The following is a 26,442-nucleotide window of genomic DNA, read 5'->3' as shown; positions in this document are numbered from 1 at the left end:
CTACGCCGGGGGGCGGGTTCAACACCCGTCCGTTCCGCCAGTTACGAGAAGGCGCATCCTCGGATGCGCCTTTCTTCTATCCGGATTCTACCCACGCTCCACGGTTGCCTAATTTTGAAGTTCAACCGTTTCTGGGGGACGCATGCTGCAGAATATCAGGGACAATTCACAAGGCTGGATTGCCAAGACCATTATCGGGCTCATCGTTGTACTGATGGCCTTCACCGGTATCGAGGCCATTTTCCAGGCTACGACCAACAGCCAGGACGCGGCCAAGGTCAATGGTGAAGAAATCAGTCAGAACGAGCTGAGCCAGGCCGTCGACATGCAACGTCGGCAGTTGATGCAACAATTGGGCAAGGACTTCGACGCGTCCTTGCTGGATGAAAAAATGCTGCGCGAAGCGGCCCTCAAGGGCCTGATCGATCGTAAGCTGCTGCTGCAAGGCGCGGCCGATTCGAAGTTCTCCTTCTCGGAAGCTGCACTGGACCAAGTGATCCTGCAGACGCCGGAATTCCAGGAAGACGGCAAGTTCAGCGCTGAACGCTTCGACCAGGTGATCCGTCAACTGGGTTACAGCCGTATGCAGTTCCGTCAGATGCTGACCCAGGAAATGCTCATCGGCCAACTGCGCGCAGGCATTGCCGGCAGCGGTTTTGTCACCGACCAGGAAGTCCTGAACTTCGCGCGTCTGGAAAAACAGACCCGTGATTTCGCCACCGTCAGCGTCAAGGCCGACCCGGGTGCCGTGAAACTCACCGACGACGAGGTCAAGGCTTACTACGACCAGCACGCCAAGGAGTTCATGACCCCGGACCAGGTCGTCATCGACTACCTGGAGCTGAAGAAGGCTTCGTTCTTTGACCAGGTAACGGTCAAGGACGATGAGCTGCAGGCCCTGTACGAGAAAGAAACCGCCAACCTCGCTGAACAGCGTCGTGCCGCGCACATCCTGATCGAAGTCAACGACAAGATGACCGAGGCGCAAGCCAAGGCCAAGATCGAAGAGGTCCAGGCGCGCCTGGCCAAGGGCGAAAGCTTCGAGGCCCTGGCCAAGGAGTTCTCCCAGGATCCAGGTTCGGCCAACAATGGCGGCGACCTGGGTTTTGCAGGTCCTGGTGTCTACGATCCCGACTTCGAAACCGCCCTGTACGCCTTGAACAAGGACCAGGTTTCGGCGCCGGTACGTTCCAGCTTCGGCTGGCACCTGATCAAGCTGTTGGGCGTTGAAGCACCTGAAGTGCCATCGTTCGCCAGCCTGAAAGACAAACTGACCCGCGAGCTGAAGACCCAGCAAGTGGAGCAGCGCTTCGTCGAGGCGACCAAGCAACTGGAAGACGCGGCATTTGAAGCCTCCGACCTGGCCCAGCCGGCCTCGGACCTGAAGCTGACCGTACACACCTCGGCGCCGTTTGGCCGTGAAGGTGGTGAAGGCATCGCGGCCAACCGTGCCGTGATCCAGGCTGCTTTCAGTCCTGAAGTGCTGGATGAAGGTGCCAACAGCACCGCCATCGAGCTGGATCCGGAAACCATCGTGGTCCTGCGCGCCAAAGAGCACCGCAAGCCTGAGCAACTGCCACTGGCAAGCGTGGAAACGGCCATCCGTGCACAGTTGACCAAGGAGCGTGCAAGCGCTGCGGCGAAGACTCACGCTGACGAACTGATCGCCAGCCTGCGTGATGGCAAGTTGCCGTTGGATAAGCCGGTTGATGGCCAGGCCTGGAAAGTCACTGAAGCAGCCACCCGTGGCCAGGAAGGCGTTGAGCCTGCCGTGCTGCAGGCTCTGTTCCGCATGGCCAAGCCGGCGGCGAAGGACAAACCGACCTTTGCCGACGTGACCCTGCCTGACGGCAGCTTGATGATCGTACGCTTGAACAGCGTCAACGAAGGGGCTGCACCTACCGATGAAGAGAAGGAGCAGTATCGTCGCTTCCTCGCTTCGCGGGTCGGTCAGCAAGACTTCGCTGCGTTCCGTAAGGAACTGGAAGCCAAGGCTGACATCAAGCGGTTCTGATGTCGTGAGATAGCCTTAAAAAAGACCCCGGCCTGAAAGCTGGGGTCTTTTTTTGCCTGCGCACCGAGGTTTTGTAGGCGCGAGCGTGCTCGCGAAGAACCTGAGAGCGCCGCGTATACCCAGCAAGCCCCCTTTATCGTTAACGTCTTTCGCGAGCAAGCTCGCTCCTACCTTACTGGGGGCTCCGGGTCTTTAAGGTTGCGATCAATGCCAGCATGGCCAAGCCAGCGACCGCCCAGGGAAAGGACATCACGCCCCATCCTTGCAGCAGCACACCACCTACCAGCCCGCCGCCGGCAATTCCCAGGTTCCACACCGTCACCAGCATTGATTGGGCAGCATCCGCAGAGTTGCCGGCAGACTTGGCCAATGCCGTTTGCAGCAGGGCAGGCAAACCACCAAAGGCCAATCCCCAGAGGGCGATGGATGCATAGACGATATCGGCATCCGTCATCCACAACCCCAACCCCAACGCCGCCGCGCCAAACATCACACAACTGACCAGCAGCAGGGTGTGGAGGCGCCGATCAATCAACAGGCCGACGATCCAGATCCCCATCAGTGCAGCCAGGCCAAACACCAGCAGCACCTGGTCAATGTCAGCGGCGATCCCGGCGGGCACCAGGAACGGCGCGATGTAGGTGTACAGAATGTTATGCGCCAGCACGTAGGTAAAGGTCACCCACAGCACCGGACGTACCCCCGGCAAGCACAGGACCTGGCGTAAGCCCAGACGCTGTTGCGCCCCTTGCCCGGCAAAATCGGGCACCTGCCAGCGTACCCACGCCAACAGCACCACGGTCAGCCCGGTCATGATCGCAAAGCTCAAGCGCCAGCCTACCGCCGTGCCGAGAAAGGTCCCGGCCGGCACCCCGAGGGACAGCGCCAGGGGGGCACCAAGCATCGCCACGGCAATCGCCCGGCCTTGCAGGTGTGGCGCCACCATGCGGCTGGCATATCCCGCCAGCAGCGCCCAGAGCAAGCCCGCAAAGACCCCGGCCAGCAAGCGCGCAACCAGCGTCAGCCAATAGACACTGGAAAGCGCCGTGACACTGTTGACCAGCGCAAAGCCGCCAATGGCGATCAGCAGCAAGGGCCGGCGCCGCCAGCCACGGGTGGCGATGGTCAAGGGAATGGCGGCCAGCAACGAACCAAGGGCATACAGCGTCACGAGTTGGCCGACCAGCGCCTCGCTAACCCCCAGGCCGGCGCTCATCTGGGGCAGCAGGCCGGCGGGCATCGCTTCGGTGAGGATGGTGATGAAACCGGCGGTGGCCAGCGCCAGCAAACCCATCATGGGCAGGCGTTCGCGGGGGCTGGACAGGCATTGGGTTGTACTGCTGTCGTTCATGTGGCTCGGCTCCGTATTCAAGGCATCAGGACATTGGGGCAGAGTAGGGGGCTGAAGCGTTGGGAAAAATAGGCTAAGGTTCCGAACTTATCGGATGTTTATATCCGTAATCAGCAGGAAGGGACAATGGACAGCCTGGGCAGTATTTCGGTGTTTGTGCAGGTCGCGGAAACCCGCAGCTTTACCCAGGCCGGTCGCGTGCTGGGGGTGTCTTCCTCGGCCGTCGGCAAAAGCATTGCGCGTATGGAGCAACGCCTGGGTGTGCGCCTGTTTCATCGCAGCACCCGCAGTATCACCCTGACTGCCGAGGGCGCGCTGTTCCTCGAACGATCGCGGCGGATCCTGGCTGAAGTGGACGCGGCGGAGCAGGAGTTGATCGAAGCGACGGCCATCCCCCGTGGCAAATTGCGTATCAGCTTGCCCCAGGTCCGGGGCTTGTTGATGCCGGTGCTGACCGAGTTCATGCGGGCTTATCCGGATATCGAGTTGGACGTGGATTTTTCCGACCGTATGGTGGATGTGATCGAAGAAGGATTCGACGCCGTGGTGCGCACCGGTAAACCTGAGGATTCGCGGCTGACGGCCCGACTGCTGGGGCACTATCGGTTGGTGTTGGTGGGATCGGCACAGTACTTCGCCCTACATGGCACACCGGTTTGTCCTACGGATCTGAATCGCCACGCCTGCCTGCGCCACAAATTCTGCGCCACGGGCAAGCTGGAAGCCTGGCCATTGCGCCATCTACCGGGTGAGCCCGAGCCCGTGTTGCGCGCGCCGTTGATCAGCACCACTATCGAGTCGTTGAACCATGTGGTGCATGAGGGCCTGGGGATCGCCTGCCTGCCGGACTTCATGGTTCGTGAATCCGTGGAGCAGGGCCGCCTGCAACGGGTACTGGACGATTACCTTGAGCACCACGGCAGCTTCTGGATGCTATGGCCGTCAAGTCGGCATGCCTCGGCCAAACTGCGGGTGTTTATCGATCATATGAGTGCCAGGCTTTTTCCTACGCCTGGCGTCGCGTCAGCCGCTGGCGTCTTACCCACAGGAATCCGCGCGCAGACCACATGATCTGTTGCACAATACCGCCCTGACCGTTTTCCTCAGGATCATCAATGTCGACTTCATTTCACTTGCGTGGCCTTGCGCTTGCGCTGGTGCTGGCAGGCGCCACGGGCTGCTCGTCGCCCAAGACCGCTATCTACGAACATGAGAATTTCGACGACTCCGGTACGTTTTCACGCAATTACCCGGTCAGCGATGTCGCGGCCTGTGAAGCGGCACGCCGGGCGTTGCTCAGCCAGGGCTATATCATCACCAGCAGCGACCCCAAGCTGGTGAGCGGCAACAAGAGTTTCCAGCAGACCGGTGAGACCCATCTGCAGATCAGTTTCAACGTGGTCTGTGCCGAAGATGGCAGCAGCGAGCATCATGCGACCATGTTTGCCAACGCCCTGCAGGATCGCTATGCGCTGAAGAAGGTCAATAACTCCGCCAGCCTGGGGGTGGGTGTACTCGGTTCGGTATCGATGCCGATCGGCTCCACCGACGACTCTATGGTCAAGGTGGCCAGCGAGACGGTCACTTCGCCCAAGTTCTATGACCGCTACTTTGCCTTGGTGGACGTATTCCTGCCTCAGGAAGTGAAGGCTGCCGAACACATTCAAGAGGCGCCCAAGGCTGACCTTGGCGTGCCGGAGCCCAAGCCCGCGCCGCTGATCGAGAAGGTTGAGACACCCGATGAAGCGCCGGCTGCGCCTGTTGCTCCAGCAGTCTCGGAACCGCTGTCGCCGCCACCGGAGACAGCGCCGATCATGCCCCAGCAAACGCCAGCGCAACCGACGGAACCGGCGCCAGCCACGCCTTTGCTGCCGGCACCGACGGAAGCGATCCCGCCGCTGCCGGCCCAGTGACTACACGTTGACGGGGTCGGTCTTGTCGACGTCGATCCCGTAGCGGCTGATTGCCTCGCTGACCTTGGCGCGGTTGATCAGGCAATCGTCCGCCAGGCCCTTCAATGCGGCCAGGACGATGAAGTGGCGATCTACCTCGAAGAATTCGCGCAGCGCTTCACGAGTATCGGACTGGCCAAAGCCATCGGTACCCAGGGCGACCAGGCGCCGGCCCGCCATGAATGGGCGAATCTGATCGGCGAAGATTTTCATGTAGTCGGTGGCAATCACCACTGGCCCTGCGCGGTCCGTCAGGCATTGCTCCACGTAGCTAGTACGTGGCGTTTCCTGCGGATGCAGGAGGTTCCAGCGCTCCACGGCGTGACCATCGCGGCGCAGTTCGGTGAGGCTGGTGACACTCCAGACGTCAGAGTCCACGTCAAAGTCCTTGCGTAACAAGTCCGCGGCGGCGATCACCTCGCGCAGGATCGAGCCACTGCCCATCAGCTGCACCTGGGGCTGCTGGCCGGCTTTCAGGCAATACATCCCCTTGAGAATTCCGTCTTCGACGTCGTCGGGCATGGCCGGGTGCGGGTAGTTTTCGTTGAGCAGGGTGATGTAGTAGTAAATGTCCTGCTGCTCGACAAACATGCGCCGTATGCCCTCACGGATGATTACGGCAAGCTCGTAGGCAAAGGTCGGGTCGTAGGACACACAGCAAGGGATCACCGAGGCCATTACGTGGCTATGCCCGTCATCGTGTTGCAACCCTTCGCCCATCAGGGTGGTGCGCCCGGCAGTGGCGCCCAGCAGGAACCCGCGGGCCCGCGCATCGCCTGCGGCCCAGGCCAGGTCGCCAATGCGCTGGAAGCCGAACATCGAATAGAAGATGTAGAAGGGCACCATCATCACGCCGTGGTTGGCGTAGGACGTACTGGCGGCGATCCAAGAAGAAAATGCACCGGACTCATTCAGGCCTTCCTGCAGGATCTGGCCGTCCTTGCTCTCTTTGTAGTAGCTCAGTTGGCCCGCGTCCTGGGGGGTATAGAGTTGGCCCACGGCAGAATGAATACCGATCTGGCGGAACAGGCTCTCCATGCCGAACGTGCGGGACTCGTCCGGCACGATAGGTACGATCAGCTTGCCCAGGTTAGGGTCTTTGAGCAGGGTGCCGAGGATGCGGACGAAGGCCATGGTGGTGGAAATGGCGCGCTCGCCGGTGTCTTTGAGTTGCGTGGCAAAGGCCTCGAGCGGGGGGGCTTGCAGCGCTGGCACCGAACTGTGCCGGGCTGGAACGTAGCCGCCGAGCGCTTGGCGTCGAGCGGCAAAGTAGCGCGCTTCTTCGCTGTCTGGCGCCGGCTTGAGATAGGGGATTTGTGCCAGTTGGTCGTCGGCCACTTCGAGGCCGAACCGGTCACGGAAGGCCTTGACCGCCTCGGCGCCCATTTTCTTCAGTTGGTGGTTGATGTTCTGGCCTTCGCCCGCTTCACCCATGCCAAAACCCTTGACGGTTTTCGCCAGGATCACTGTAGGTTGGCCGGTATGGCGAACGGCGGCGGCATAGGCGTTATAGACCTTGTCGGGGTCATGGCCGCCCCGTGAGAGCTTCCAGATTTCATCGTCGGAAAGATCCGCCACCAGCGCCAGCAACTCCGGGTATTTGCCGAAGAAATGTTCGCGCACATAGGCGCCGTTTTGCGACTTGTAGTTCTGATAGTCGCCGTCTACGCACTCCATCATGCGCTGACGCAGCAGGCCGCTGGTGTCCTTGTCCAGCAGGGCGTCCCAGCCACCGCCCCAGATGACTTTGATCACGTTCCAGCCGGCAGCGCGGTACAGGCTCTCGAACTCCTGGATCACCTTGGCGTTGCCGCGTACCGGGCCATCGAGGCGCTGAAGGTTGCAATTGACCACGAAAATCAGGTTGTCCAGCTTCTCGCGCCCGGCCAGAGAGATCGCCGCGAGGGATTCCGGCTGGTCCATTTCGCCATCCCCCAGGAAGGCCCAGACCTTGCGCCCCTCCTGCGGCTTGAGGGCGCGCAGGTCCAGGTAGCGCATGAACCGCGCCTGGTAGGCCGCAGTGATGGGCCCCAGGCCCATCGACACCGTAGGAAACTGCCAGAAGTCCGGCATCAACCGGGGATGGGGATAGGAGGACAGGCCCTGACCACCGGCCTCGCGGCGGAAGTTGTCGAGTTGTGCTTCGTTGATACGCCCTTCAAGGTAGGCGCGACCGTAAATGCCTGGCGAGGAGTGACCCTGGATGTACACCAGGTCGCCGGCGAAGGTCTCGGTACGGCCACGAAAGAAATGGTCAAAGCCTACGTCGTACAACACTGCAGCCGACGCATACGTGGCGATATGTCCACCCACGCCCGAGTGCTTGCCGGCGCGCAATACCATGGCCATGGCATTCCAGCGGATAAACGCATTGAGCCTGCGTTCTACCGCCAGGTTGCCGGGGTAGGGCAGTTGGCGGTCCACCGCGATGGTGTTGACGTAAGGGGTGGTGACCCGTCCGTGGAAGTCGCCATGGCGCGCTACGTCGAAATCCAGCAACTGATCGATCAGGTAATGGGCGCGCGGGCGGCCTTCGGTGGACAGCACCGATTCGATGGACTCCAGCCATTCGCGCGTTTCCTGTGGATCGTCGTCGAGTCTTACTGCGTTGTTCGCGTTCATGTGAGGCTCCAGGGTGTGCGGTTATCAACGTGCGGGCTTCTTGTGGAAGGTGATTGGGCACGCTGTAAAATGATTGCAATTGCAACTACATGACTGAATTTAGCGCGGGATGAGCTACCATTGCAACCTTCTCGAATTCCCCGGATGGTGTTGCATGGCATCGAAAGAGCCTGATGTATGGTTTCGGTTTGTCAGGGCCCACAGGGCGGTCATCCGTGAAATTGAACGGCGCCTGACCCAGGCCGGCTTGCCGCCATACGCCTGGTACGACGCCTTGTGGGGCCTGGAAAGCGGTCCTGATGGCACTCGGCGCATGCATGAGTTGGCCGATGTACTGGCCATCGAGCGCTACAACCTGACGCGGTTGGTGGACCGCTTGGAAAAGGACGGCCTGGTGGTGCGCTCGCGCTGCGAGGGTGATGGGCGCGCCGCGTTTGCCTCGATCACCGATGAGGGCCGGGTGTTGCGTAAAAAGATGTGGGGCATCTACGAAAGTACCGTGGATGAATTGTTCCTTTCGCAACTCAACGCCGAGCAGCGTCAGGGCTTTTCCGATGCGCTGGAGCGCACGGCGGGGCTGGCGATGGCCAGTGCGCAAACACGGGGACGGCGCAGGTCTGAAACGCCATAGGCAAGGGCGTCTTCCCGCTCATCTGAGGCGGTACTGCTGCAATGCCCGTTCCACCTGTTGTGGTCCGATCAGCCCATCCTCTGCCAGTGCTTTTAAAGCCAGTGCGGTAATCCAATAGCGGTCAGGTGCCGCTGGCCGGACTGAGCCGGCACCCAGGGCGACAAAGCGTGCACGCACATGGGCCGCCAGCGGGTCGACGACGGACTGCGGATAGCCGGTGACCGCGATCACTGGGCTGTCGTTGCCCGCCAGGCAATCGCGTAAGTGACTGCTGCGTTTTTCTGCCAGTGGATGCAGGCGGTTCCAGCGCTCGGCGGCATTTGCTTCGCGCACCAATCGGGTGTAGCTGGGGCAGCTCCATAGCTGCGCCGATACGTTCCAGTCCTCCTCCAGCAACCTTGCGGCATGCACGACTTCTGCAAACACGTAGCCTGCACCCAGCAGGCGCACGTGCAGAGGTGCCGGTGGTTCGCGCCCGATCCGATACATCCCCTTGATTGCATCCGCGCGGTCTTGTTGCGCCAATCCCGGCCCGTCGTGCTGGTCATGCAGGGCCAGGTAATAGAAACCCGGCCTGCCCTCGATATACAGCGCATGCAAGGCTGCCAGGACTATCGCCCGGGTTTCTTCGCCGGAGGCCGGATCATAGGGGGTGCAATGTGGATTGCTGGCCAGCCACAGCGGGAGTGAGGGGTGTGCGCCTCTGGTCCACCTGGCGGGACGGGTCTGGATGTCGTTGCACAGAATCCCCCGTTGCTCGGTGCCGCGAGAGAGGGAACACAGCTGCGCCGATGAGGTGGCGCTATGCAGGTACAACAGCGGTTTTTCCCCACGGTTACGGGCAAACCAGGTGGGCCAGGCGGCAATGCGCCTGGAGTGGGACTGGCCGCGAATGACCCAGGCTTGCCTGCACGTCGCGGGGTTGAACTCTAGGGTGTTGGCCATAGCCATCACCGTATACAGCGGCGAGCTGCGGGGCGGCTGCTGATTGTTCAAGGTGTCGATGCAGATTTGTGCGGATTGCGCAGTGCTAGCAGTCAAGAGTCGCGTCCCATTGGCGGTGCAGAGCATCACCCTAATGGAAGTTGCGCAATGATTGCAACTGCAATGATTGCAGTTGCATTTACTTTGCCTGTTTAAATCCGTGCCTGGCTGCTACGTTTAATCTTCAAGCTCAGGAACGTCATGACCCTGTCTTTTTTTCGTCACGACGGCACTTTAGGCTGGTGATGTGGGTCACTTAAGCCACCTGCTTTGATTACACAAGGAGTCGACGATGGACGATTATCAAGAAGAGCTGTTGGAGTATCAGGCATTCGAACTCGATCCCCTGGATCCGGCCGACGATGCCACCGAGCTGTAGGACAGACGTCAGGCGGAATGCCGCTGACTGCGGCGAAATTCCCCTGGGGTCTGGCTGTTCCAGCGCTTGAAGGCCCGTTGAAAAGCTTCCGCTGAGGCAAAACCGAGCAAATAGGCAATTTCCCCAAACGCCAGTTCCGTGTCGCGAATGTAGGTCATGGCCAGGTCGCGGCGGGTGTCGTTGAGAATCGCGCGAAACTGTGTGCCTTCCTCGGCCAGTTTGCGCCGTAAGGTCCAGGTTGGCAGCTTCAGGCGCGCGGCCACTTCTTCCAGGTCGGGTTCCCGGCCGCCATTGAGCATCGGCCCCAGCAAGCGGGTGATGCGCTCGCGCAGGCTGCGGGTGCGCGTCAGTTGTTCCAATTCCCTTTCACACAGTTGCAACAACAAGTGCCAGGTGCTCGGGCAGTGCTGCGGGTTGCGCAAGCCCAGGCTGTGCTGGCTCAGGCGCAGTTGATTGAGTTCTGCGCCGAACTGCACCGGGCAATCGCCCAGCACGTTGTAGCTGGCGCTGTAGTCTGGCGCGGCGAATTCGATTTCGATCCGCTCGGCCAGCACCGGCTGCTGGCACAAGGTCGCCATCTGATGCAGCCAGCCGGCGAGAATCGAATCCACCACGAAGCGGTTATAAGCGTTGTACGGGCTGATGGAATAGAAGCGCAACCAGGCGCCTTGGGCGTCCTCATGAAAGCTGGATTGGCCACGGTAATTGGCACCGTACAGCGCCTCGAAGCGCGTCAGGGTGCGCGCGGCTTCGCGCACGGTGGGGGCCTGGGCGGCGGTGACACCGGCCAGGCCGAGCTGATTCATGCGACTGAATTGGCCCATGCGCAGGCCCAGGCCGGGATCGTTGGTCAACTGGATAGCCGCGTGGCCCAGGCGCATGTAGCGGGGGATCGACAGGCGCGCACCGGGTTCGCTCAGGCGTGCCGGGTCGAGGCCGTATTGCAACAGCAGCGGCTGCGGGTCCAGGCCATGGCTGAGGATGGCATCGGCCACGGTATGCACGATGCCCACCGATAAATCCCCGAGGCGCATCGGTGCCGGTTTCATGGGCTTATAGCCACACGTTCAGCAAGCGCGCACCACGCGCGTTGCCATCGGCGAAGACCTGGCCCTGGGCGCTGAGAAAGCTCTGGCCGCTGGTGCCCTGGTCCCAGAATTGGCCGCGCATGAACACGCTGATGCCCGCGCCGGCCAGGCTGATCGGCGCCTGGCTGATCAGGCTCAGGCGATGCCAGGCTTGGCCTTCGCTGAGTTCTTCGGGCTTGAGGCTGACTTCCGGTGGCGTGGATACGCTCTTGAAACCGCGCCACGGCTTGTCCCAGGTATCCCGGCCAATCACCAACGCCGGCACCGCGACCAATTGCGCGCCTTGTTCGTTGAGCTTGCGGTAGTTGTCCGGGTACCAGCTGTCGCTGCCGATCAGGATGCCCAGGCGCCCGGCCGGGGTGTCGATGACATTGACCACGCCTTCGTCACCCGGCGCGATAAAGCCGCGCTCATCAAAGATCGGGTAGAGCTGGCGTTGGGGCTGGCCCAGGGGCAGGCCATCGCGGTCGAATACCAGGCTGGTGTTGTATAGCGCACCATGGCCAACCTGCAATTGGCCCTGGCTGACGCTCGGGTTGGGCAGGGCGATGGAGCCGGCCACCAGCGTCACCCCGAACTCCTTGGCCAGGCCGCCAAACAGCACCTGGTAATCGCGGGCCATGGCCGGGGCCTTCATGCGCAGGTAGGCGTCGTCCAGGCGGTTGTCGCCCTGGGCACTGATCAGTGCGCGCAGGAACAGCAATGGGTTGCTTGCTGATAGCCAGTTCATCGCCTCTTTAAGACTGGTGGCTTGGTACAGCTCGTTTTTTTCGCCACTGACCATCAACCAGGTGCCGACATGTTCCGGCAGGACCACGATGGTTTTGTCGTTGAGCAGGCCCATGTCCCGGGCGTTGCGCAGGTACGCCGAGAGCTTGAGGTGCAAGCGCTCCAGGCTCTGGTAGTCAGCGGGGAACAGTTCTGGCTGGATGCCCAGCAGGTTGCCGTGATCGGCGGGCATACCCTGGTTGACGGCCAGGTTGATCCGCAGGTCCGACAGGTAATGCCCCACGGGGCGCTCCTGGGTCCAGACCAGATAGGCGGAAACGGCGGCGACCAGGGCCATGGTGAGGGTCAAGGCAAGTAATTTACGCATGGAGAACAGACAACAGGCCGTGTGCAGGGTTCGCCCCTAGGGTAGGGCGCGTTGTCACGCTTGCCAAGGGGCGCTGCACATTTGGATCAATAACTTGTCAGTTTCAGTCATTGAGCGCCAAGGGTATGGCTCTTAGTCTGTGGGTCATAAACCGATGGCCTGCCATTCGAGCCTGCCACGTCCCGTGATGATCCGTTGTGGAGCTGTACCATGACCGCTGCTGCCTACCCGCACCTGCTGGCCCCGTTGGACCTGGGTTTTACTACCTTGCGCAATCGCACCTTGATGGGTTCGATGCACACCGGCCTTGAAGAAAAGCCCGGCGGCTTCGAACGCATGGCTGCTTATTTCGCCGAGCGTGCCCGTGGCGGTGTGGGCCTGATGGTCACCGGCGGCATTGGCCCGAACGATGAGGGCGGGGTGTATTCCGGGGCCGCCAAGCTGACCACCGAAGCCGAGGCGCTCAAGCACAAGATCGTCACCCAGGCGGTGCACGAGGCGGGTGGCAAGATTTGCATGCAGATCCTCCATGCCGGGCGTTATGCCTACAGCCCCAAACAAGTCGCGCCAAGCGCGATCCAGGCGCCGATCAACCCGTTCAAGCCCAAGGAGCTGGACGAGGAAGGCATCGAAAAGCAGATCAGCGACTTTGTGACGTGCTCGGTACTGGCCCAGGTCGCCGAGTACGACGGTGTGGAAATCATGGGCTCGGAAGGTTATTTCATTAACCAGTTCCTCGCCGCCCACACCAACCATCGTACCGATCGCTGGGGCGGTGCCTACGAAAACCGCATGCGCCTGCCGGTGGAAATCGTGCGTCGGGTGCGCGAAGCCGTGGGGCCGAACTTCATCATTATCTTCCGCCTGTCGATGCTCGACCTGGTGGAAGGCGGCAGCACCTGGGAAGAAATCGTGCAACTGGCCAAGGCCATCGAGCAGGCGGGCGCGACGATTATCAACACCGGCATCGGCTGGCATGAAGCGCGTATTCCGACCATCGCCACCAAAGTACCGCGCGGAGCATTCAGCAAAGTCACGGCCAAGCTGCGTGGCGCGGTGCAGATCCCGTTGATCACCACCAACCGTATCAACACCCCGGAAGTGGCCGAGCAGATCCTCGCCGAGGGCGATGCCGACATGGTGTCCATGGCCCGTCCTTTCCTCGCCGACCCGGAGTTCGTCAACAAGGCCGCCGCTGGCCGTGCCGACGAAATCAACACCTGCATCGGCTGCAACCAGGCCTGCCTGGACCACACCTTCGGTGGCAAATTGACCACCTGCCTGGTCAACCCGCGCGCCTGCTACGAGACCGAGCTCAACTATGTGCCGGTCACCCAGGTCAAGAAGATCGCCGTGGTGGGTGCCGGCCCTGCCGGTCTGGCAGCCGCTACCGTCGCCGCCGAGCGTGGCCATCAAGTGACGCTGTTTGATTCGGCCAGCGAGATCGGCGGCCAGTTCAACGTGGCCAAGCGCGTGCCGGGCAAGGAAGAGTTTTTCGAAACCCTGCGTTACTTCAAGCGCAAGTTGCAGACCACTCATGTCGAACTGTGCCTCAACACCCGTGTGGATGTGGCGCAACTGGCGGCCGGTGGTTACGACGAGATCATTCTCGCCACGGGTATCGCGCCCCGTACCCCAGCAATCCCCGGCGTGGAAAACGCCAAGGTGCTCAGTTACCTGGACGTGCTCCTGCAGCGCAAACCGGTCGGCCAGCGCGTGGCGGTGATCGGTGCCGGCGGTATCGGCTTTGACGTTTCGGAGTTCCTCGTGCATCAGGGCGTGTCCACCAGCCTGGACCGCGAAGCGTTCTGGAAAGAGTGGGGCATCGACACCCACCTTGAAGCACGCGGCGGTGTGGCCGGCATCAAGCCCCAGCCCCATGCCCCGGCCCGTGAAGTATTCCTGTTGCAGCGCAAGGCTTCCAAGGTCGGCGATGGCCTGGGCAAGACCACTGGCTGGATCCACCGTACGGGCCTGAAGAACAAGCAGGTGCAGATGCTCAATAGCGTCGAGTACCTGAAGATCGACGATCAGGGCCTGCATGTCCGTATCGGCGCCGAGGGCGAACCCCAGGTGCTGGCGGTGGACAACATCGTCATCTGCGCCGGCCAAGACCCGCTGCGCGAACTGCAGGACGGCCTGGTCGCCGCAGGCCAGAACGTGCACCTGATCGGCGGTGCCGATGTGGCCGCCGAGCTGGACGCCAAGCGCGCCATCAACCAGGGCTCGCGTCTCGCCGCCGAGCTGTAAGACCCGGGAAGGGGCGGTGTTAGACTACCGCCCCTTTTTTCATGCAGACATGCCCTGATGGGTCCTTTCGATTGGCTTCCCCAGGCTCCCCTTGAACCCTTGCAGCTGGATTGGCTGAACGGGGTCGAGGTGGCCGTGCTGCGCCTGGACCGCATCGACCCGCTGATCAGCGGCAACAAGTGGTTCAAGCTCACCGAGCACCTGGCCCAGGCGCAACAGGCTGGCGCCACGGGCATCATCAGCCTGGGCGGGGCCTACTCCAATCACTTGCACGCCCTGGCGGCAGCCGGCAAACGCTTCGGTTTTGCCACTGTCGGCCTGTTGCGCGGGCATCCCCAAGACACTCCGACGGTCCTCGATCTGCAAGCTTTGGGCATGCAACTGCACTGGCTGGGTTACGGCGGCTACCGCGCGCGCCATGCACCGGACTTTTGGTTGCCTTGGTGCGAGCGCTACCCGCGTCTGCATCCCGTGCCTGAAGGCGGCGGCGCATTGGCTGGGGCGCTGGGCTGCGGAGTGTTGGTCGAGCAAGCCCGACGACAGTTGCACACCTTGGGTTGGGCCGATTACGACGCCTGGTGGTTGGCGGCTGGCACGGGCACCACACTGGCTGGGTTGGTGCTGGCGGAGGCGGGTGCCCATCCTGTGTATGGGGCACTGGCGGTGCCGGATGATCATGGCGTCGCGCAGAACGTGCAGGCCATCGTGCAGGGCGGGTATGAACTGCTGGATGCCAGCCGTGGCGGCTTTGCCAAGGTCGATCAGCCATTGCTTGAGTTTATCGCCACTACCGAACAGGCCAGCGGCATGCTGCTGGAACCGCTGTACACCGGCAAGGCACTGCTGGCGCTCAAGCAGCAGATCGAAGCCGGGCGCTTTGCCCCCGGCATTCGCTTGATCTTTGTGCACACCGGCGGCCTGCAAGGCCGCCGGGGTTTTGCGGACTAACGCTTGGGCAACATGCGCAACACGGTGTTATCGCGCATGAAGTAGTGGTGATACAGGCCAGCAGCTGCGTGCAGGCCGATCAACCAGTAACCGATGGTGCCGCCCAGCACGTGCCAGCCTTCGATCTGCTTGGCCAGGTCTTTGTTCTCGCCGATCAACGGTGGCAACTCAAGCCCGTAGAACCACACCGAATGCCCTTCGGCACTGACGATCAGCCAGCCGAAGATCGGCATGCCGATCATGAACACATACAACGCCACGTGCATCAGGGTCGCCAGCAAGGTTTGCCATTGCGGCGGTGCCGGCAAAATCTTCGGCGCCACGCCAAGGCTGCGGGCAAACAGGCGCAGCCAGACCAGTACGAACACGGTCAGGCCGAACATGAAGTGCAGTTCCTTGATTAACGTGCGTCCGCCACTGCCTTTGGGGAAAATCCCGCGAAATTCAATGGTGGCGTAGACCGCGACCAGCAGCACCAGCATCAGCCAGTGCAGGGCGATGGACATCGTACTGTAACGGGACTCACTGTTTTTCCACGGCATCGCGTCTTTCCTCACTCATCAGGGGCAAACCTCCGTTCTTTGGCGACGAAGTCCCTTCAGCCTAACCCTGTTATGCAAGGTTTGCCCGAGTGAGGGGCGATGTATTGACCTCTATCAGATGCCTTGCGGCATTTCACCGCGGGCCAGGCGCTGATTGATGTCGGCGATCACGCCGGGCAGGTCGGTGATGGTGTCGATCAGGTAGTGCGGGCGCGAGCCGGCAAACAGCGTTTCGATACGCTTGCGTTCGCTGGCCAGCGTTGCAGGGTCGAGGGCGCGGAACTGCTCGTAGGTCAGGCCCAGGGCGTTGCCCGAGCAGGTCAGCGCCACGGTCCACATCCCGGCGCGGCGGCCTTCGAGGATGCCCGGCACGGTGTCGTCGATCTTCACGCAGGCGGCCACGTCATCGATACCCAGGGCAATCACATTGGCCAGGGCCTGGGCCGGCCAAGGGCGGCCATTGGGCACTTCGTCGGTGGCCACCACGTGGTCGGCGATATAGCCGTTGGTGGCGGCCAGTTCGACCACCTTGTCCATCACTTGCTTGGGGTAGCCGGAGCAGGAGCCAATCTTGATCCCTTGCGCACGCAGTGCGGCGATGGTCTCCAGGGCACCGGGAATCAGCGCCGAGTGTTCGGCGATCTTCTCGATCTGCAGCGGCATGAAGCGCTCGTAGATGGCGGTCACGTCAGCGTCGGTCGGCGTGCGGCCGAAGGCCTTGCGATAGCGCTCGGCCACTTGCGGCTGATCACACAGGGTGCGGATGTGGTCCCACTTGCCCATGCCCATCGGGCCACGGGCTTCTTCGATGGACACCTGCACGTCGAATTCGGCGAAGGCCTCGACAAAAATCTGCGTGGGGGCGAACGAGCCGAAGTCGACCACGGTGCCGGCCCAGTCAAGGATGGCGGCTTGCAGGGTGTTGGGGTTCTGATAGTTCATGGTGCAAATCCTATGGCTAATGTGGCGTTTTTTGTAGGAGCGAGCTTGCTCGCGAAAAACCTGAGGGCGCCGCTGTGAACCAGGCTGCCCGCGTTATCGTTAACCCACTTCGCGAGCAAGCTCGCTCCCACACATCTCTTGCAGCGCCTGGGCAATCGCCGCCACCGCTGCTTGCATCTCGGCCTGGTTGACGTGACCGATGCAGCCGACGCGGAAGGTTTCGACCTGGGTCAATTTGCCCGGATACAAAATGAACCCCTTGGCCTTGACCCGCTCGTAGAAGTCCTTGAACTGGTAGCGCGGATCGTTCGGCGCGTGGAACGTAACGATGATCGGCGCCTGGATCGCGGCGGGCAGGAAGCTGCGCAGGCCCAGTTCGGCCATGCCGTCCAACAGCGTCTGGCAGTTGTCTGCATAGCGCTGGTGGCGGGCCGGCAAACCGCCTTCTTCGTTGTATTGCAGGAGTGCTTCATGCAGCGCCGCCACCACGTGGGTCGGCGGGGTAAAGCGCCATTGGCCGGTCTTGGCCATGTAGGCGTGTTGGTCGAACAGATCCATGGCCAGGGAATGGCAGTTGCCCTGGGCGGCGGCCAACGCTTGTTTTTTGGCAAAGACAAAGCCCATGCCCGGCACGCCTTCCAGGCACTTGCCTGATGCCGCGATCAGGGCGTCAAACGGCACTTGGGCCGCGTCGATGGGCAGCGCGCCAAAGGAACTCATGGCGTCGATGATCAGGCGTTTGCCGTGGCGCTGGATGACTTGGGCGATCTCCGGCAGCGGGTTGAGAATACCGGTGCTGGTTTCGCAGTGGATCAGCGCGACATGGGTGATGCTGCTGTCAGCCTGCAACAGCCGATCCACATCAGCGGCGGTGGTGGGCTGGTCTTCAGCGGTTTCGAAGGTGCTGAACGGGCGGCCGAGCACTTCGCAGATCTTCGCCAGGCGCTTGCCGTAGGCACCGTTGATCAGCACCAGCACCTTGCCATCCCGTGGCACCAGGGTGCCGATCGCGGCTTCGACGGCAAAGGTGCCGCTGCCCTGCAAGGGCACGCAGTGATGGCTGTCGCCACCGTTGATGATCGCCAGCAGTTGCTCGCAGAGGCTGGCGGTCAGTTGGTTGAAGCGGTCATCCCACGAACCCCAGTCAACCATCATCGCCTGGCGGGTGCGGGCGGACGTGGTCAGGGGCCCAGGTGTGAGCAGGATCGGCGCGGCAGTACTCATTCTCATGTCCTCGCAAAGCAGTGGGATGAAGCTACGGGACATAAATTGCAGTTTGGCTTGTCATCAATCAAATTGTTTGTTGTTATGCCAGCCATCAGTGAGGCCGATAGCTATGAATCTTTTCCAACTCCGTGCGTTTGACGCCGTGGCCCGGGACGGCAGTTTTACCCGGGCCGCCGCGCGCCTGTTTATCAGCCAGCCCGCCGTGACCGGGCATATCAAGGCGCTGGAAGAGCACTACCAGATCACTCTGCTGCGGCGTACCGCGCGGCGGGTCGAGTTGACGGAAGAGGGGATCAAGCTCGCGGCCATCACCCGCAGTATCTTCGGCCAGGTGGATGAAGCGCAGACGCTGCTTGAAGCCAACCGGCAACTGCTGACTGGGCGCCTGGAAGTGGCGGCGGATGGGCCACACATGGTCATGCCGATGCTGGCGCGCCTGCGTGCGCGCTACCCGGGGATTACCGTCAACCTGCGTTTGGGCAATGCCCAGGAAACCCTGGCCGCGCTGCTGTCCGAGCATGCGGATGTGGCGGTGTTGACTGAGGTTGAACCGCGCAAGGGTTTGCATTTGCAGCCGTTGAGCGAGTCACGGATCTGCGCGCTGGTGCCCGCCGGCCACCTATGGCTGGCAGACCCGGCCGGTATCCGCCTGGAGCAACTGAACCAGGTGATCATGGTGCTGCGTGAGCCCAGTTCCATTACGCGCCGGACTTTCGACGACGCCTGTGGCGAGGCTGGCGTCAATCCCCGGGTGCTGCTGGAACTGGACAGCCGTGAGGCGGTGACGGAAGCGGTGGCCGCCGAGTTGGGGGTGGGCGTGGTGTCGTCGGTAGAAGTCAGCCGCGACCCGCGGGTGCACGCGATTCCAATCCAGGGCGAGGGCTTGCTGAACCAGCATATGCTCGGCTGCATGGAGCGGCGCCGGGAGTTGCGCTTGATTCAGGCGTTTTTCGAACTGGCCTCCAGTTGATGGGTGTTGATCAGACTCTGTGGCGAGGGGGGGCCATCAATTAAGCGCAGATCCCCTGTGGGAGCGGGCTTGCTCGCCCACATTTGATCTTTGCTGCTTTGAGTATTGCGTTCGCTCAGGTATCGAGGCTCTCGCGGACAATCTCCAGAAAGGTCGCCACCACCCGTCGCGAGCTCTGTTCTTTGAGGCACACCAGCGTTTCCTTCATGCGCTGGGTGCAATCGCGAATCGGCATGGCATACACCCGTGAGTCCGCACCGAATTCCGACGCCGAGACCACGCCCACGCCAATCCCCACCACCACCGCTTCACGGGCGGCCTCGCGGCCTTCTACCTGGATCGCCGGGCGAATCCGCAGCCCGGCCTGGTGCATCTCCCGCTCCAGGGTCTGACGGGTTACCGAGCCGGTTTCCCGCAGGACCAGAGGTGTGTCGTCGAGGTCCGCCAGGTCGATGAATTCACGCCCGGCCCACGGGTGGTTGCGTGCAACAAAGGCCAGCATCGGGTCATCGCGCAGCGGGATCGAGAGCAGGCGCTCATCGTCAACGTCGCGCCCCACCAGCGCCAGGTCAGCCTGATAGTTGTACAGGCGATACAGCGCATCATCGGTGTTGCCGGTCTCGATCTTTACCGTGATTCCCGGATAACGTTCGCAAAACTGCGCGATCTGCGGCAGTACATGCACCGGCGCATCCACGGCCAGGGTCAGGCTGCCGGTCTGCAAGGCCTTGGAGTCTTGCAGCAGTTCCTCGGCCTCGGCGGCGATCACAAACAGGCGCTGGGTGATACTCAGCAGGCGCTCGCCCAGGTCGGTCAGGCGCACGGAGCGTTTGTTACGATGGAACAACAGCACACCGAAGCGCTCTTCGAGCTTGCGCACCTGGTCGGAAATGGCCGGCTGGGTGAGGAACAGCCGCTCGGCTGCCAGGGTAAAGCTGCCGTGGACGGCAACGGCATGGAAGGCTTTGAGTTGCGCGTGGGAAACCGACATGGCACGACCTCTTACAAGCTGAGCTTATATTTGAAATACGATAAATCGATTTTACCTATTAGTCAGCCATTGCTTTGATAGCCCTCAGTCGCCGTAGGTTGAGTCCTACAACTTCGGCGATCATGGGTCGTTGCGTGCAACCTTGCAGGACTCATCTGACCAGTACCTGGCGCCCTGCGACCCGGTACTGCAGTGCAAAACAATAAAAACACAGGCAATTGCTTCTCGATTCTGCCGGCACACTCACACCTGAGGTCAGAACCACCATGAATATCCCTATGGGTAGCATCAAGCGTTGGCGCGTGCAGATTTTCGCCATCACCTGGCTGGCCTATGCCGCCTTCTATTTCACCCGCAAAGCGTTTTCCGTGGCCAAGCTCGGCATTGTCGACGACCCGAACTTCCCGCTGGACAAGATGATGATGGCCAACCTCGATGGCCTGTACCTGGCGGCGTACGCCGTCGGCCAGTTCACCTGGGGCATGCTGGCCGACCGTTTCGGGCCACGGGTGGTAGTGCTCGGTGGCCTGGTGATTTCCGCGCTGGCCGCGTTGGTGATGGGCACCTTTGCCACGTTGCCGATCTTTATCAGTTGCATGCTGATCCAGGGGCTGGCGCAGTCCACCGGCTGGTCGGGCCTGTGCAAGAACCTTGGCAGTTTCTTCCCGGCGCAGCAGCGTGGGCGGGTGCTGGGGCTGTGGAGTTCCTGCTATGCCTTTGGCGGCCTGGTGGCGTCACCGTTTGCCGGGTGGTGGGCCTATACCCTGATCGGTAGCTGGCACGCAGCGTTTATTTCCAGCGCGGCGGTGGTGGCAGTGGTTGCGGTGCTGTTCTTCATCTTCCAGCGCAACACCCCGCAGGATGTCGGTTTGCCCGCCGTGGAGCCGGAGCCCGCCTTGAGTGCAGAAGAGGCGGCAGCAGCCAGGAAGATCAGCATTCTTGAACCGTTGCGCGAGATCTTGCGCAACCGCACGGTACTGACCCTGGGCCTGGCGTATTTCCTGTTGAAACCGGCGCGTTACGCGATCCTGTTGTGGGGCCCGGTAATCGTCTACGAGCAGATGCCGTCGGTGGGCAAGGTCGGCGCAGCCATTGTGCCCACCGCGTTCGAGCTGGCGGGGCTGCTGGGGCCGATCATGATTGGCCTGGCGTCCGACAAGCTGTTCGGTGCGCGGCGCATGCCGGCCTGTGTCCTCAGCCTGCTGGCGCTGACGGTGTCACTGGCGTTGTTCATGGGCGCGTTGCACACCGGCAGTGTGTTGCTGGTGATGGCCTTGCTGTTTGTCATGGGCCTGACCCTGTATGGGCCGGACTCGATGATCAGCAGCACCGCCGCGATCGATTTCGGCACCGCCAAGGCCGGCGCCACGGCGGCCGGGTTCGTCAACGGCTGCGGTTCGGTGGGGGCGATCCTCGGTGGCCTGCTGCCGGGTTACTTCGACACGGTGACGGTGTTTATCGTATTTGCCGGTTGCGCGTTGTTCTCTTCGCTGGTGCTGATGCCTTACTGGAACGCTCGGCCTGCGGTATTGGCGCAAGTCGGGGACTTTGTGCCGGATCGCGCCATGGCGATCAAACCCCTGCGCACCTGAGCCACCTGTGTCGCTGGCCGGTTTTTTGGTGGAAGAGAGTGTTTTTGCCCTATAAACTCTGCCGCCAAAGCGCCGGCCAGTAGACGTCTCGGCGCCACGGATATCAAGAGAGTGAGTCATGGGCGCACAGTGGAAGGTTAAACATAAAGAAGCGGCATCCAATGCCAAGGGCAAGATCTTCGGCAAGCTGGTGAAAGAGATCACCATTGCCGCCCGCAACGGTGCAGACACCGCGACCAACGCCCACCTGCGTCTGGTGGTCGAGCAGGCCAAGAAAGCCTCGATGCCCAAGGAAACCCTGGAACGTGCGATCAAGAAAGGCGCGGGCCTGCTGGGCGAAACCGTGCAGTACCATCGCGTGACCTATGAAGGGTTCGCCCCGCACCAGGTGCCGTTGATCGTTGAATGCGTGACCGACAACATCAACCGCACCGTGGCGGAAATCCGCGTGGCGTTCCGCAAGGGGCAATTGGGGGCTTCGGGCTCCGTGGCCTGGGACTTCAACCATGTGGGGCTGATCGAGGCCTCGCCGGATACTCCGGATGCCGATCCGGAAATGGCCGCCATCGAAGCCGGCGCCCAGGACTTTGAAGAAGGCGAAGAAGAGGGTTCGACCCTGTTCATCACCGAGACCACTGACCTGGACGCGGTACAGAAAGCCTTGCCGGAGCAGGGTTTCACCGTGTTGTCGGCCAAGTTGGGCTACATCTCGAAAAACCCGGTCACTGGTTTGAGCGACGAGCAGATGGCTGAAGTCGAAGCCTTCCTGGAAGGCCTGGACAACCATGACGACGTGCAGGATATGTTCGTCGGCCTGGCGGGCTAAACCCAGTCTAGAACGGTGATGGCGGGCTTGTGTGGGAGCGGGCTTGCTCGCGATAGCGGTGGTTCAGTCAATATTTCTGCGACTGACACACCGCTATCGCGAGCAAGCCCGCTCCCACATTTGCATGGCATTTCAGAATGAGGACAGTTGCGCCTCGATCTCTGCGAACGCCGGTCGTGCCAGCACCTGCGGCTGGCAGCAATGGTCACACAGTGCTTCCAGCGCCAGGCGCTGTTGATCACTCAAGCCGCTGTCAATCCGCTCCAGCAACTCCCCCAGCAACACCCCGAACGCGCGCACTTCAATGCGTTGCAGCGCCCTGGTTTGCAAGGTGTCTACCGTGGTGTGGAACGATGCCGCGCCAAAGTCCCCGAGCAGGCAATCACCCTCGGCATTGCACAGGATATTGTGGCCATACAGGTCGCCATGGGTAATGCCGTGCCGGTGCAGGTGGGCGGCCACCGAGGCGATGCCCCGCGCTATGCGCAATGCCACCTCGGCGCTGAAACGTTTGGCGGGGTCGTAGATGTCCCGGGTGCAGGACGCCAGGCTTGGCAGGCCGGCGAGGTTGCGGTAGCTCGGTTCGATCAGGTTCATCACCAGTGCGGCCTGGTCATCGGGGTGGCCAACCACGCGGCCTTGCACCCTGATCAGGTTGGGGTGCAGCCCGGCGGCAATACAGGCCTGCATTTCGTGCAGCGGCGAACCGTCGCTGGTGATGGTGCCCTTATAGAGTTTGACGGCGACAGGCGCGTTCGAAGGTTTGCAGAGCGCCTTGCGGATCACACCTGAGGCGCCTTCGCCCAGCACTTCGGCCAGCGCCAGTTCGGCCCAGGGAATATTCGGCGTGTCGTCGTCATTGGCCACATCCACCGCCATTTCCACCGGGTTGCCGGCATAGGCCAGCCAGGTCAGGCGCGGTAGCGTCAGCAGCCAGTGCGGCAATTGCGCCAGGCGGTTGGAGGCGATGCGCAGCAGTTCGAGGTTATGGCACTGGGCCAGGCTCGCCGGCAGTTGCTCCAGGCGGTTGCCGGCCAGCATGAGTTTTTGCAAGCGCGGCCGCTCGCCGAGCTCGTCCGGCAACTGGCTGATGTGGTTGTCGGTAAGGATCAGCCAGCGCAGCTGCGGCGGCAGCGCGGCAGCGGGCACATGCTCGATCTGGTTGGCTTTGAAGCCAACCATGCTCAATTGCGGGCATTGGCCCAGGCACGCCGGCAGTTCGGTAAAGGCGTTGTCCGAGCAAAACAGCACGCGCAGGTGGGGCAGGCGGTGCAGATCGTCGGGCAGGCTGCTCAGGGCATTGCCACTGAGGTTGAGGATTTCCAGGGAGTCGGCCAGGTCGAAGATTTCCCGGGGGAACTGCGTCAGGCCACAGGACAGGTCCAGGCGCTTGATGCCAGCCAGTTGGCCAGCCTTGAGTTGGGCAAGGGTATCCATGAACAGCAGCGTCACTCGACAAAGGCAAAGGCGCTCATGATAACGGCTTGGGCGCGATCGAGCTGGTTTGTTGCAACTGGCCCAGGCGGCTGCGGGTGCGCGCCAAGTCGATCGCCTGGCCCTCCAGGGCATCGTCCAGTGGCTGTTGGCCCAGCAGTGTCAGGTGCTTGTCCTGGTCGTACAGCACGTCGATCAGGTTGATAAACCGTTGTTGCACGGCAATCGGGCAGTCGTCCAGCCGGGGCAGGCCGTCGATGATCCAGTGGTCGAAGTCCTCGCACAGCAGCAGGTAATCCATCACGGCAGTGGGTTGTTCACACAGGTCGTTGAAGGTGGCGCCCAGGGTGCGCGCCTGATGCCAGCGGACCTGCAGTTGCCGTGCTCCCACTGCCAGGGCCAGGGGTGGGCCATCGGTGTCGGGCAGCCCCCGCTCACTGCGTTGGGCCGGGGTGCCGGGCCAAACGTACAGGCCATGGGTGAAGCGCTGTTGCCGATGGTTCTGTGCCAAGCCTCGATAGTCGTGGGGCGCGCTGACTTGCATGACGTCCATGCGTGCGCCGATCAAGTCGATCACCGGCTTGAAGCGCTGGTGATACAGCGGGTTGGGCAGCAAGCCCTGTGGCGGGTAATTGGAGGTGAGCAGCACCAGGATGCCCCGTTGGAACAACGCCTTGAACAGGCGGGTGATCAACATCGCATCGCCGATGTCATGCACATGGAATTCGTCGAAACACAGCACCCGGCAACCGTCGAGCAATTGATCCAGGGTGGCGGCCAGGGCGTCGGCCTGCTGGCGGTGAGCAAACATGCCTCGGTGCAGGCGGGCGAAAAAGTCGTGGAAATGCACCCGCTGTTTGTCCGGGCACGGCAAGGCCTGGAAAAACCCGTCGAGCAACCAGCTTTTGCCCCGGCCGACGGCCCCGTGCAGGTACAAGCTGCGGGTCGGACGCCGGGCCTGCAAGTGCGCGGTTTGCCGGGTCATGGCCGCGATCACCTGCCATTGGCTGGGGCTGAGGGTGTAGCCCTGTTGCCGGGCCTTGTCTTCAAAGAACCGCTGAATGGCTGGGGCATTATCGGTGGTGGTTGTTTTGCCCAGCAGCCGTTTGAACAAGGGCAGGCGACGGGGGCGGCTATCTCGAAAAGGCATGGCGTTGGTGTCCTAGAACCTTGTGGTCTGCTTGAGCAATGGGGTGGTCGGCTCGTCCTCTTGGCTGACCATCGCATAGTTGTAGCCGGGGCTGGACCAGTACTGGGCCTGGAGCCCGTCGGCATTGCGACTGCCCGGTGGCAGCAAGGTGTTCTGCGGGCCCGGCGGGCGAATGTAGAAACTGATGCGCCGGCCCTGCGGGTTCTCGTAGAGCACCATCGCCGCTGCGCCTTGATCAGTGGTGAGCAGGCGCCCGCTGACCGGGTTGAAACCGGCCTGGCTCAGGTCTGGCAGGCGATGGGCCTGGGTGAAGTAACGGTCGAGCCAGGCTTGCATATCGCCGCTGCCTTGCACCTGGTAATCGGCGGGCATGATCCGCTCCTGGGCGAACAGGCGATAGGCCTGCATGGCGTCGGTCATCGGCAGTGCCGTGGCCACAAGGGTTGCCTGCCGTGCTTGCCAGCCACCCAGGCCGCCCAGGCTGGCGGCGAGCACCAGCATGGCGGCAGTGGCCAGTTGGCGGCGCGACTGGTGCTTGAGACGCTGGCGAATCAGTGCCGGATCCAACTGCGGATTAGCCGCTGGCGCAGCGCCGAGGGCCGCGCGCAGGTGCTGGGCATCCTGTTGCCAGGCGTGGACCTGGGCCGCGACCTCGGGGTGGGCGGCGAGCCAGATCTCCAATTGGCGTCGCTCCACCTCCGAGAGTTGGTGGTCGACGTAAGCGTGCAGGTCGCGTTCGTTGGGGGGCAGGCTGATCATTTGAGTATCCGCAGGGAGGGGCGGTTGATGTCGCCGTCGCTGAGCTGGCGCAAGGCCTGGCGGGCGCGGGACAGGCGTGACATCACGGTGCCGATGGGCACGTCGAGGATATGGGCGACTTCCTTGTAGCTCAAGCCTTCCACCGAGACCCACAGCAGCAGGGCGCGCTGCTCGCCGGTCAACTGGTCGAAAGCTTGCAGGGTCGATTGGGCGATCACCTCGCGTTCGACCGAGGGTTGCGTGTCATCGCGCCCGGTAAAGAACTCCAGCATCCGTGCATAGCGTCGCGAACGCCGGTGCGCGTCGAGAAACTGCCGGTAGAGGATCGAGAACAACCAGGCGCGTAAATCACCGTCGACGCGCCTGTCACGCCAACTGACGATGGCGCGCTCCAGGCTGGCCTGCACCAGATCATCGGCGCTGCTGGGGTTGCGCGTCAGGGACAGGGCAAAGCGCCGCAGCCTGGGAAGGAGTTCACGCAACTGTTCGTCGAGTTCGTGCATGGGGGCCTGCGTGTCGTGGGCGGTGTTGAGGGAGACGCCTACCGGCAAAGGTTGTTCCATTTGTAGGAAAAATAAACGCTACAGATGGCCTTGGTCTTTATCGTTTGTAGGCTCCCGTAGCCCTGTAATGTCGTGAATCGTCCTCAGTCCAGCTCCCAGCCTGCCCGATCACTGTGAGGCAGGCGCCAGAT

The 26,442-nt window shown here is 62.0% G+C and carries 22 protein-coding genes; 9 read left to right on the top strand and 13 right to left on the bottom strand.

Translation table 11 applies throughout. The annotated features are described in order from the left end of the window. Positions 1–142: 142 nt before the first annotated feature. Entirely contained in the window at positions 143–2,014 is a 1,872-nt protein-coding gene (locus BFQ03_RS19005) for a SurA N-terminal domain-containing protein (protein WP_065943652.1), read from the top strand. Positions 2,015–2,186: 172 nt separating this feature from the next. Here BFQ03_RS19005 and BFQ03_RS19000 read toward each other — a convergent pair whose 3' ends face one another. Beyond that, a complete protein-coding gene (locus tag BFQ03_RS19000; protein ID WP_032860278.1) occupies positions 2,187–3,365 on the bottom strand; it encodes an MFS transporter in 1,179 nt (392 codons plus the stop codon). A gap of 126 nt (positions 3,366–3,491) precedes the next feature. On the opposite strand from BFQ03_RS19000, the gene BFQ03_RS18995 reads away from it, so the two are divergent. Continuing rightward, positions 3,492–4,436 (top strand): LysR family transcriptional regulator, encoded by a 945-nt coding sequence (locus tag BFQ03_RS18995; RefSeq protein WP_050593350.1) that lies wholly within the window; start codon positions 3,492–3,494, stop codon positions 4,434–4,436. A 44-nt stretch (positions 4,437–4,480) separates the two neighbouring features. Further along, entirely contained in the window at positions 4,481–5,278 is a 798-nt protein-coding gene (locus BFQ03_RS18990) for a DUF2242 domain-containing protein (RefSeq protein ID WP_032860277.1), read from the top strand. Here BFQ03_RS18990 and aceE read toward each other — a convergent pair whose 3' ends face one another. Continuing rightward, on the bottom strand, positions 5,279–7,939 hold the full coding sequence (gene aceE, locus BFQ03_RS18985) for a pyruvate dehydrogenase (acetyl-transferring), homodimeric type (RefSeq protein ID WP_065943653.1): 2,661 nt from the start codon (positions 7,937–7,939) through the stop codon (positions 5,279–5,281). 154 nt (positions 7,940–8,093) lie between these two features. Here aceE and BFQ03_RS18980 point away from each other — a divergent pair, with 154 nt between their 5' ends. Next, positions 8,094–8,570 carry a MarR family winged helix-turn-helix transcriptional regulator gene (locus BFQ03_RS18980; protein ID WP_029298408.1) on the top strand — a complete coding sequence of 159 codons (477 nt, stop codon included), beginning with the start codon at positions 8,094–8,096 and terminating at the stop codon, positions 8,568–8,570. An 18-nt stretch (positions 8,571–8,588) separates the two neighbouring features. Here BFQ03_RS18980 and BFQ03_RS18975 read toward each other — a convergent pair whose 3' ends face one another. The 3 genes from BFQ03_RS18975 to BFQ03_RS18965 all read right to left on the bottom strand — a co-directional run bounded on the left by BFQ03_RS18975 (position 8,589) and on the right by BFQ03_RS18965 (position 12,117). After that, on the bottom strand, positions 8,589–9,641 hold the full coding sequence (locus BFQ03_RS18975; RefSeq protein WP_065943654.1) for a transketolase-like TK C-terminal-containing protein: 1,053 nt from the start codon (positions 9,639–9,641) through the stop codon (positions 8,589–8,591). Between the two features lie 300 nt (positions 9,642–9,941). Continuing rightward, a complete protein-coding gene (locus BFQ03_RS18970; RefSeq protein WP_065943655.1) occupies positions 9,942–10,982 on the bottom strand; it encodes an AraC family transcriptional regulator in 1,041 nt (346 codons plus the stop codon). 4 nt (positions 10,983–10,986) lie between these two features. Continuing rightward, complete coding sequence (locus BFQ03_RS18965; protein WP_065943656.1) at positions 10,987–12,117, bottom strand: carbon-nitrogen hydrolase family protein; 1,131 nt, start codon at positions 12,115–12,117, stop codon at positions 10,987–10,989. Positions 12,118–12,327: 210 nt separating this feature from the next. On the opposite strand from BFQ03_RS18965, the gene BFQ03_RS18960 reads away from it, so the two are divergent. Beyond that, positions 12,328–14,367 carry an NADPH-dependent 2,4-dienoyl-CoA reductase gene (locus BFQ03_RS18960; protein ID WP_065943657.1) on the top strand — a complete coding sequence of 680 codons (2,040 nt, stop codon included), beginning with the start codon at positions 12,328–12,330 and terminating at the stop codon, positions 14,365–14,367. Between the two features lie 57 nt (positions 14,368–14,424). After that, a complete protein-coding gene (locus BFQ03_RS18955; protein WP_065943658.1) occupies positions 14,425–15,315 on the top strand; it encodes a 1-aminocyclopropane-1-carboxylate deaminase/D-cysteine desulfhydrase in 891 nt (296 codons plus the stop codon). On the opposite strand, the gene BFQ03_RS18950 is transcribed toward BFQ03_RS18955, so the two are convergent. The 3 genes from BFQ03_RS18950 to BFQ03_RS18940 all read right to left on the bottom strand — a co-directional run bounded on the left by BFQ03_RS18950 (position 15,312) and on the right by BFQ03_RS18940 (position 18,023). Next, positions 15,312–15,857 (bottom strand): cytochrome b, encoded by a 546-nt coding sequence (locus BFQ03_RS18950; protein ID WP_032860270.1) that lies wholly within the window; start codon positions 15,855–15,857, stop codon positions 15,312–15,314. The genes BFQ03_RS18955 and BFQ03_RS18950 overlap by 4 nt on opposite strands. Positions 15,858–15,971: 114 nt before the next feature. After that, positions 15,972–16,799, bottom strand: a complete 828-nt coding sequence (gene phnX / locus BFQ03_RS18945; RefSeq protein ID WP_032860269.1) for a phosphonoacetaldehyde hydrolase — start codon at positions 16,797–16,799, stop codon at positions 15,972–15,974. A gap of 99 nt (positions 16,800–16,898) precedes the next feature. After that, the gene (locus BFQ03_RS18940; protein WP_065943659.1) at positions 16,899–18,023 is read right to left on the bottom strand and encodes a 2-aminoethylphosphonate--pyruvate transaminase; all 1,125 of its coding nucleotides are present in this window, start codon (positions 18,021–18,023) and stop codon (positions 16,899–16,901) included. A 112-nt stretch (positions 18,024–18,135) separates the two neighbouring features. Between BFQ03_RS18940 and BFQ03_RS18935 the strand changes: the two genes are divergently transcribed. Next, complete coding sequence (locus BFQ03_RS18935; protein WP_065943660.1) at positions 18,136–18,996, top strand: LysR substrate-binding domain-containing protein; 861 nt, start codon at positions 18,136–18,138, stop codon at positions 18,994–18,996. 115 nt (positions 18,997–19,111) lie between these two features. On the opposite strand, the gene BFQ03_RS18930 is transcribed toward BFQ03_RS18935, so the two are convergent. Further along, positions 19,112–19,987, bottom strand: a complete 876-nt coding sequence (locus BFQ03_RS18930; RefSeq protein WP_032860266.1) for a LysR substrate-binding domain-containing protein — start codon at positions 19,985–19,987, stop codon at positions 19,112–19,114. A gap of 266 nt (positions 19,988–20,253) precedes the next feature. Here BFQ03_RS18930 and BFQ03_RS18925 point away from each other — a divergent pair, with 266 nt between their 5' ends. Both BFQ03_RS18925 and BFQ03_RS18920 read left to right on the top strand, forming a co-directional pair. After that, positions 20,254–21,579 carry an MFS transporter gene (locus tag BFQ03_RS18925; RefSeq protein WP_032860265.1) on the top strand — a complete coding sequence of 442 codons (1,326 nt, stop codon included), beginning with the start codon at positions 20,254–20,256 and terminating at the stop codon, positions 21,577–21,579. 118 nt (positions 21,580–21,697) lie between these two features. Then, positions 21,698–22,405 (top strand): YebC/PmpR family DNA-binding transcriptional regulator, encoded by a 708-nt coding sequence (locus BFQ03_RS18920; protein ID WP_032860264.1) that lies wholly within the window; start codon positions 21,698–21,700, stop codon positions 22,403–22,405. A 132-nt stretch (positions 22,406–22,537) separates the two neighbouring features. Here BFQ03_RS18920 and BFQ03_RS18915 read toward each other — a convergent pair whose 3' ends face one another. Genes BFQ03_RS18915 through BFQ03_RS18900 form a run of 4 tightly spaced genes read right to left on the bottom strand, consistent with a single transcriptional unit; the run spans position 22,538 to position 26,251 of the window. Further along, a complete protein-coding gene (locus BFQ03_RS18915; RefSeq protein ID WP_065943727.1) occupies positions 22,538–23,842 on the bottom strand; it encodes a protein kinase in 1,305 nt (434 codons plus the stop codon). 34 nt (positions 23,843–23,876) lie between these two features. Then, positions 23,877–24,989 carry a cell division protein ZapE gene (gene zapE, locus BFQ03_RS18910; RefSeq protein ID WP_065943661.1) on the bottom strand — a complete coding sequence of 371 codons (1,113 nt, stop codon included), beginning with the start codon at positions 24,987–24,989 and terminating at the stop codon, positions 23,877–23,879. Positions 24,990–25,001: 12 nt separating this feature from the next. After that, the gene (locus BFQ03_RS18905) at positions 25,002–25,748 is read right to left on the bottom strand and encodes an anti-sigma factor family protein (protein ID WP_065943662.1); all 747 of its coding nucleotides are present in this window, start codon (positions 25,746–25,748) and stop codon (positions 25,002–25,004) included. Beyond that, positions 25,745–26,251 carry an RNA polymerase sigma factor gene (locus BFQ03_RS18900; protein WP_032860311.1) on the bottom strand — a complete coding sequence of 169 codons (507 nt, stop codon included), beginning with the start codon at positions 26,249–26,251 and terminating at the stop codon, positions 25,745–25,747. The genes BFQ03_RS18905 and BFQ03_RS18900 overlap by 4 nt, the downstream gene beginning before the upstream one ends. Positions 26,252–26,442: the final 191 nt, after the last annotated feature.

Origin of the sequence: Pseudomonas sp. 25 R 14, assembly GCF_900004755.1 — a bacterium.
Taxonomy (GTDB): domain Bacteria; phylum Pseudomonadota; class Gammaproteobacteria; order Pseudomonadales; family Pseudomonadaceae; genus Aquipseudomonas; species Aquipseudomonas brenneri.
This window is presented reverse-complemented; position numbering and strand designations above follow the sequence as displayed.

Bases quoted from the DNA above. Each gene is read 5' to 3' on its own strand.
- BFQ03_RS19005 (WP_065943652.1), top strand. From the start codon at position 143: ATGCTGCAGAATATCAGGGACAATTCACAAGGCTGGATTGCCAAGACC.
- BFQ03_RS19000 (WP_032860278.1), bottom strand. From the start codon at position 3,365: ATGAACGACAGCAGTACAACCCAATGCCTGTCCAGCCCCCGCGAACGC.
- BFQ03_RS18995 (WP_050593350.1), top strand. From the start codon at position 3,492: ATGGACAGCCTGGGCAGTATTTCGGTGTTTGTGCAGGTCGCGGAAACC.
- BFQ03_RS18990 (WP_032860277.1), top strand. From the start codon at position 4,481: ATGTCGACTTCATTTCACTTGCGTGGCCTTGCGCTTGCGCTGGTGCTG.
- aceE (WP_065943653.1), bottom strand. From the start codon at position 7,939: ATGAACGCGAACAACGCAGTAAGACTCGACGACGATCCACAGGAAACG.
- BFQ03_RS18980 (WP_029298408.1), top strand. From the start codon at position 8,094: ATGGCATCGAAAGAGCCTGATGTATGGTTTCGGTTTGTCAGGGCCCAC.
- BFQ03_RS18975 (WP_065943654.1), bottom strand. From the start codon at position 9,641: ATGCTCTGCACCGCCAATGGGACGCGACTCTTGACTGCTAGCACTGCG.
- BFQ03_RS18970 (WP_065943655.1), bottom strand. From the start codon at position 10,982: ATGAAACCGGCACCGATGCGCCTCGGGGATTTATCGGTGGGCATCGTG.
- BFQ03_RS18965 (WP_065943656.1), bottom strand. From the start codon at position 12,117: ATGCGTAAATTACTTGCCTTGACCCTCACCATGGCCCTGGTCGCCGCC.
- BFQ03_RS18960 (WP_065943657.1), top strand. From the start codon at position 12,328: ATGACCGCTGCTGCCTACCCGCACCTGCTGGCCCCGTTGGACCTGGGT.
- BFQ03_RS18955 (WP_065943658.1), top strand. From the start codon at position 14,425: ATGGGTCCTTTCGATTGGCTTCCCCAGGCTCCCCTTGAACCCTTGCAG.
- BFQ03_RS18950 (WP_032860270.1), bottom strand. From the start codon at position 15,857: ATGCCGTGGAAAAACAGTGAGTCCCGTTACAGTACGATGTCCATCGCC.
- phnX (WP_032860269.1), bottom strand. From the start codon at position 16,799: ATGAACTATCAGAACCCCAACACCCTGCAAGCCGCCATCCTTGACTGG.
- BFQ03_RS18940 (WP_065943659.1), bottom strand. From the start codon at position 18,023: ATGAGTACTGCCGCGCCGATCCTGCTCACACCTGGGCCCCTGACCACG.
- BFQ03_RS18935 (WP_065943660.1), top strand. From the start codon at position 18,136: ATGAATCTTTTCCAACTCCGTGCGTTTGACGCCGTGGCCCGGGACGGC.
- BFQ03_RS18930 (WP_032860266.1), bottom strand. From the start codon at position 19,987: ATGTCGGTTTCCCACGCGCAACTCAAAGCCTTCCATGCCGTTGCCGTC.
- BFQ03_RS18925 (WP_032860265.1), top strand. From the start codon at position 20,254: ATGAATATCCCTATGGGTAGCATCAAGCGTTGGCGCGTGCAGATTTTC.
- BFQ03_RS18920 (WP_032860264.1), top strand. From the start codon at position 21,698: ATGGGCGCACAGTGGAAGGTTAAACATAAAGAAGCGGCATCCAATGCC.
- BFQ03_RS18915 (WP_065943727.1), bottom strand. From the start codon at position 23,842: ATGGATACCCTTGCCCAACTCAAGGCTGGCCAACTGGCTGGCATCAAG.
- zapE (WP_065943661.1), bottom strand. From the start codon at position 24,989: ATGCCTTTTCGAGATAGCCGCCCCCGTCGCCTGCCCTTGTTCAAACGG.
- BFQ03_RS18905 (WP_065943662.1), bottom strand. From the start codon at position 25,748: ATGATCAGCCTGCCCCCCAACGAACGCGACCTGCACGCTTACGTCGAC.
- BFQ03_RS18900 (WP_032860311.1), bottom strand. From the start codon at position 26,251: ATGCACGAACTCGACGAACAGTTGCGTGAACTCCTTCCCAGGCTGCGG.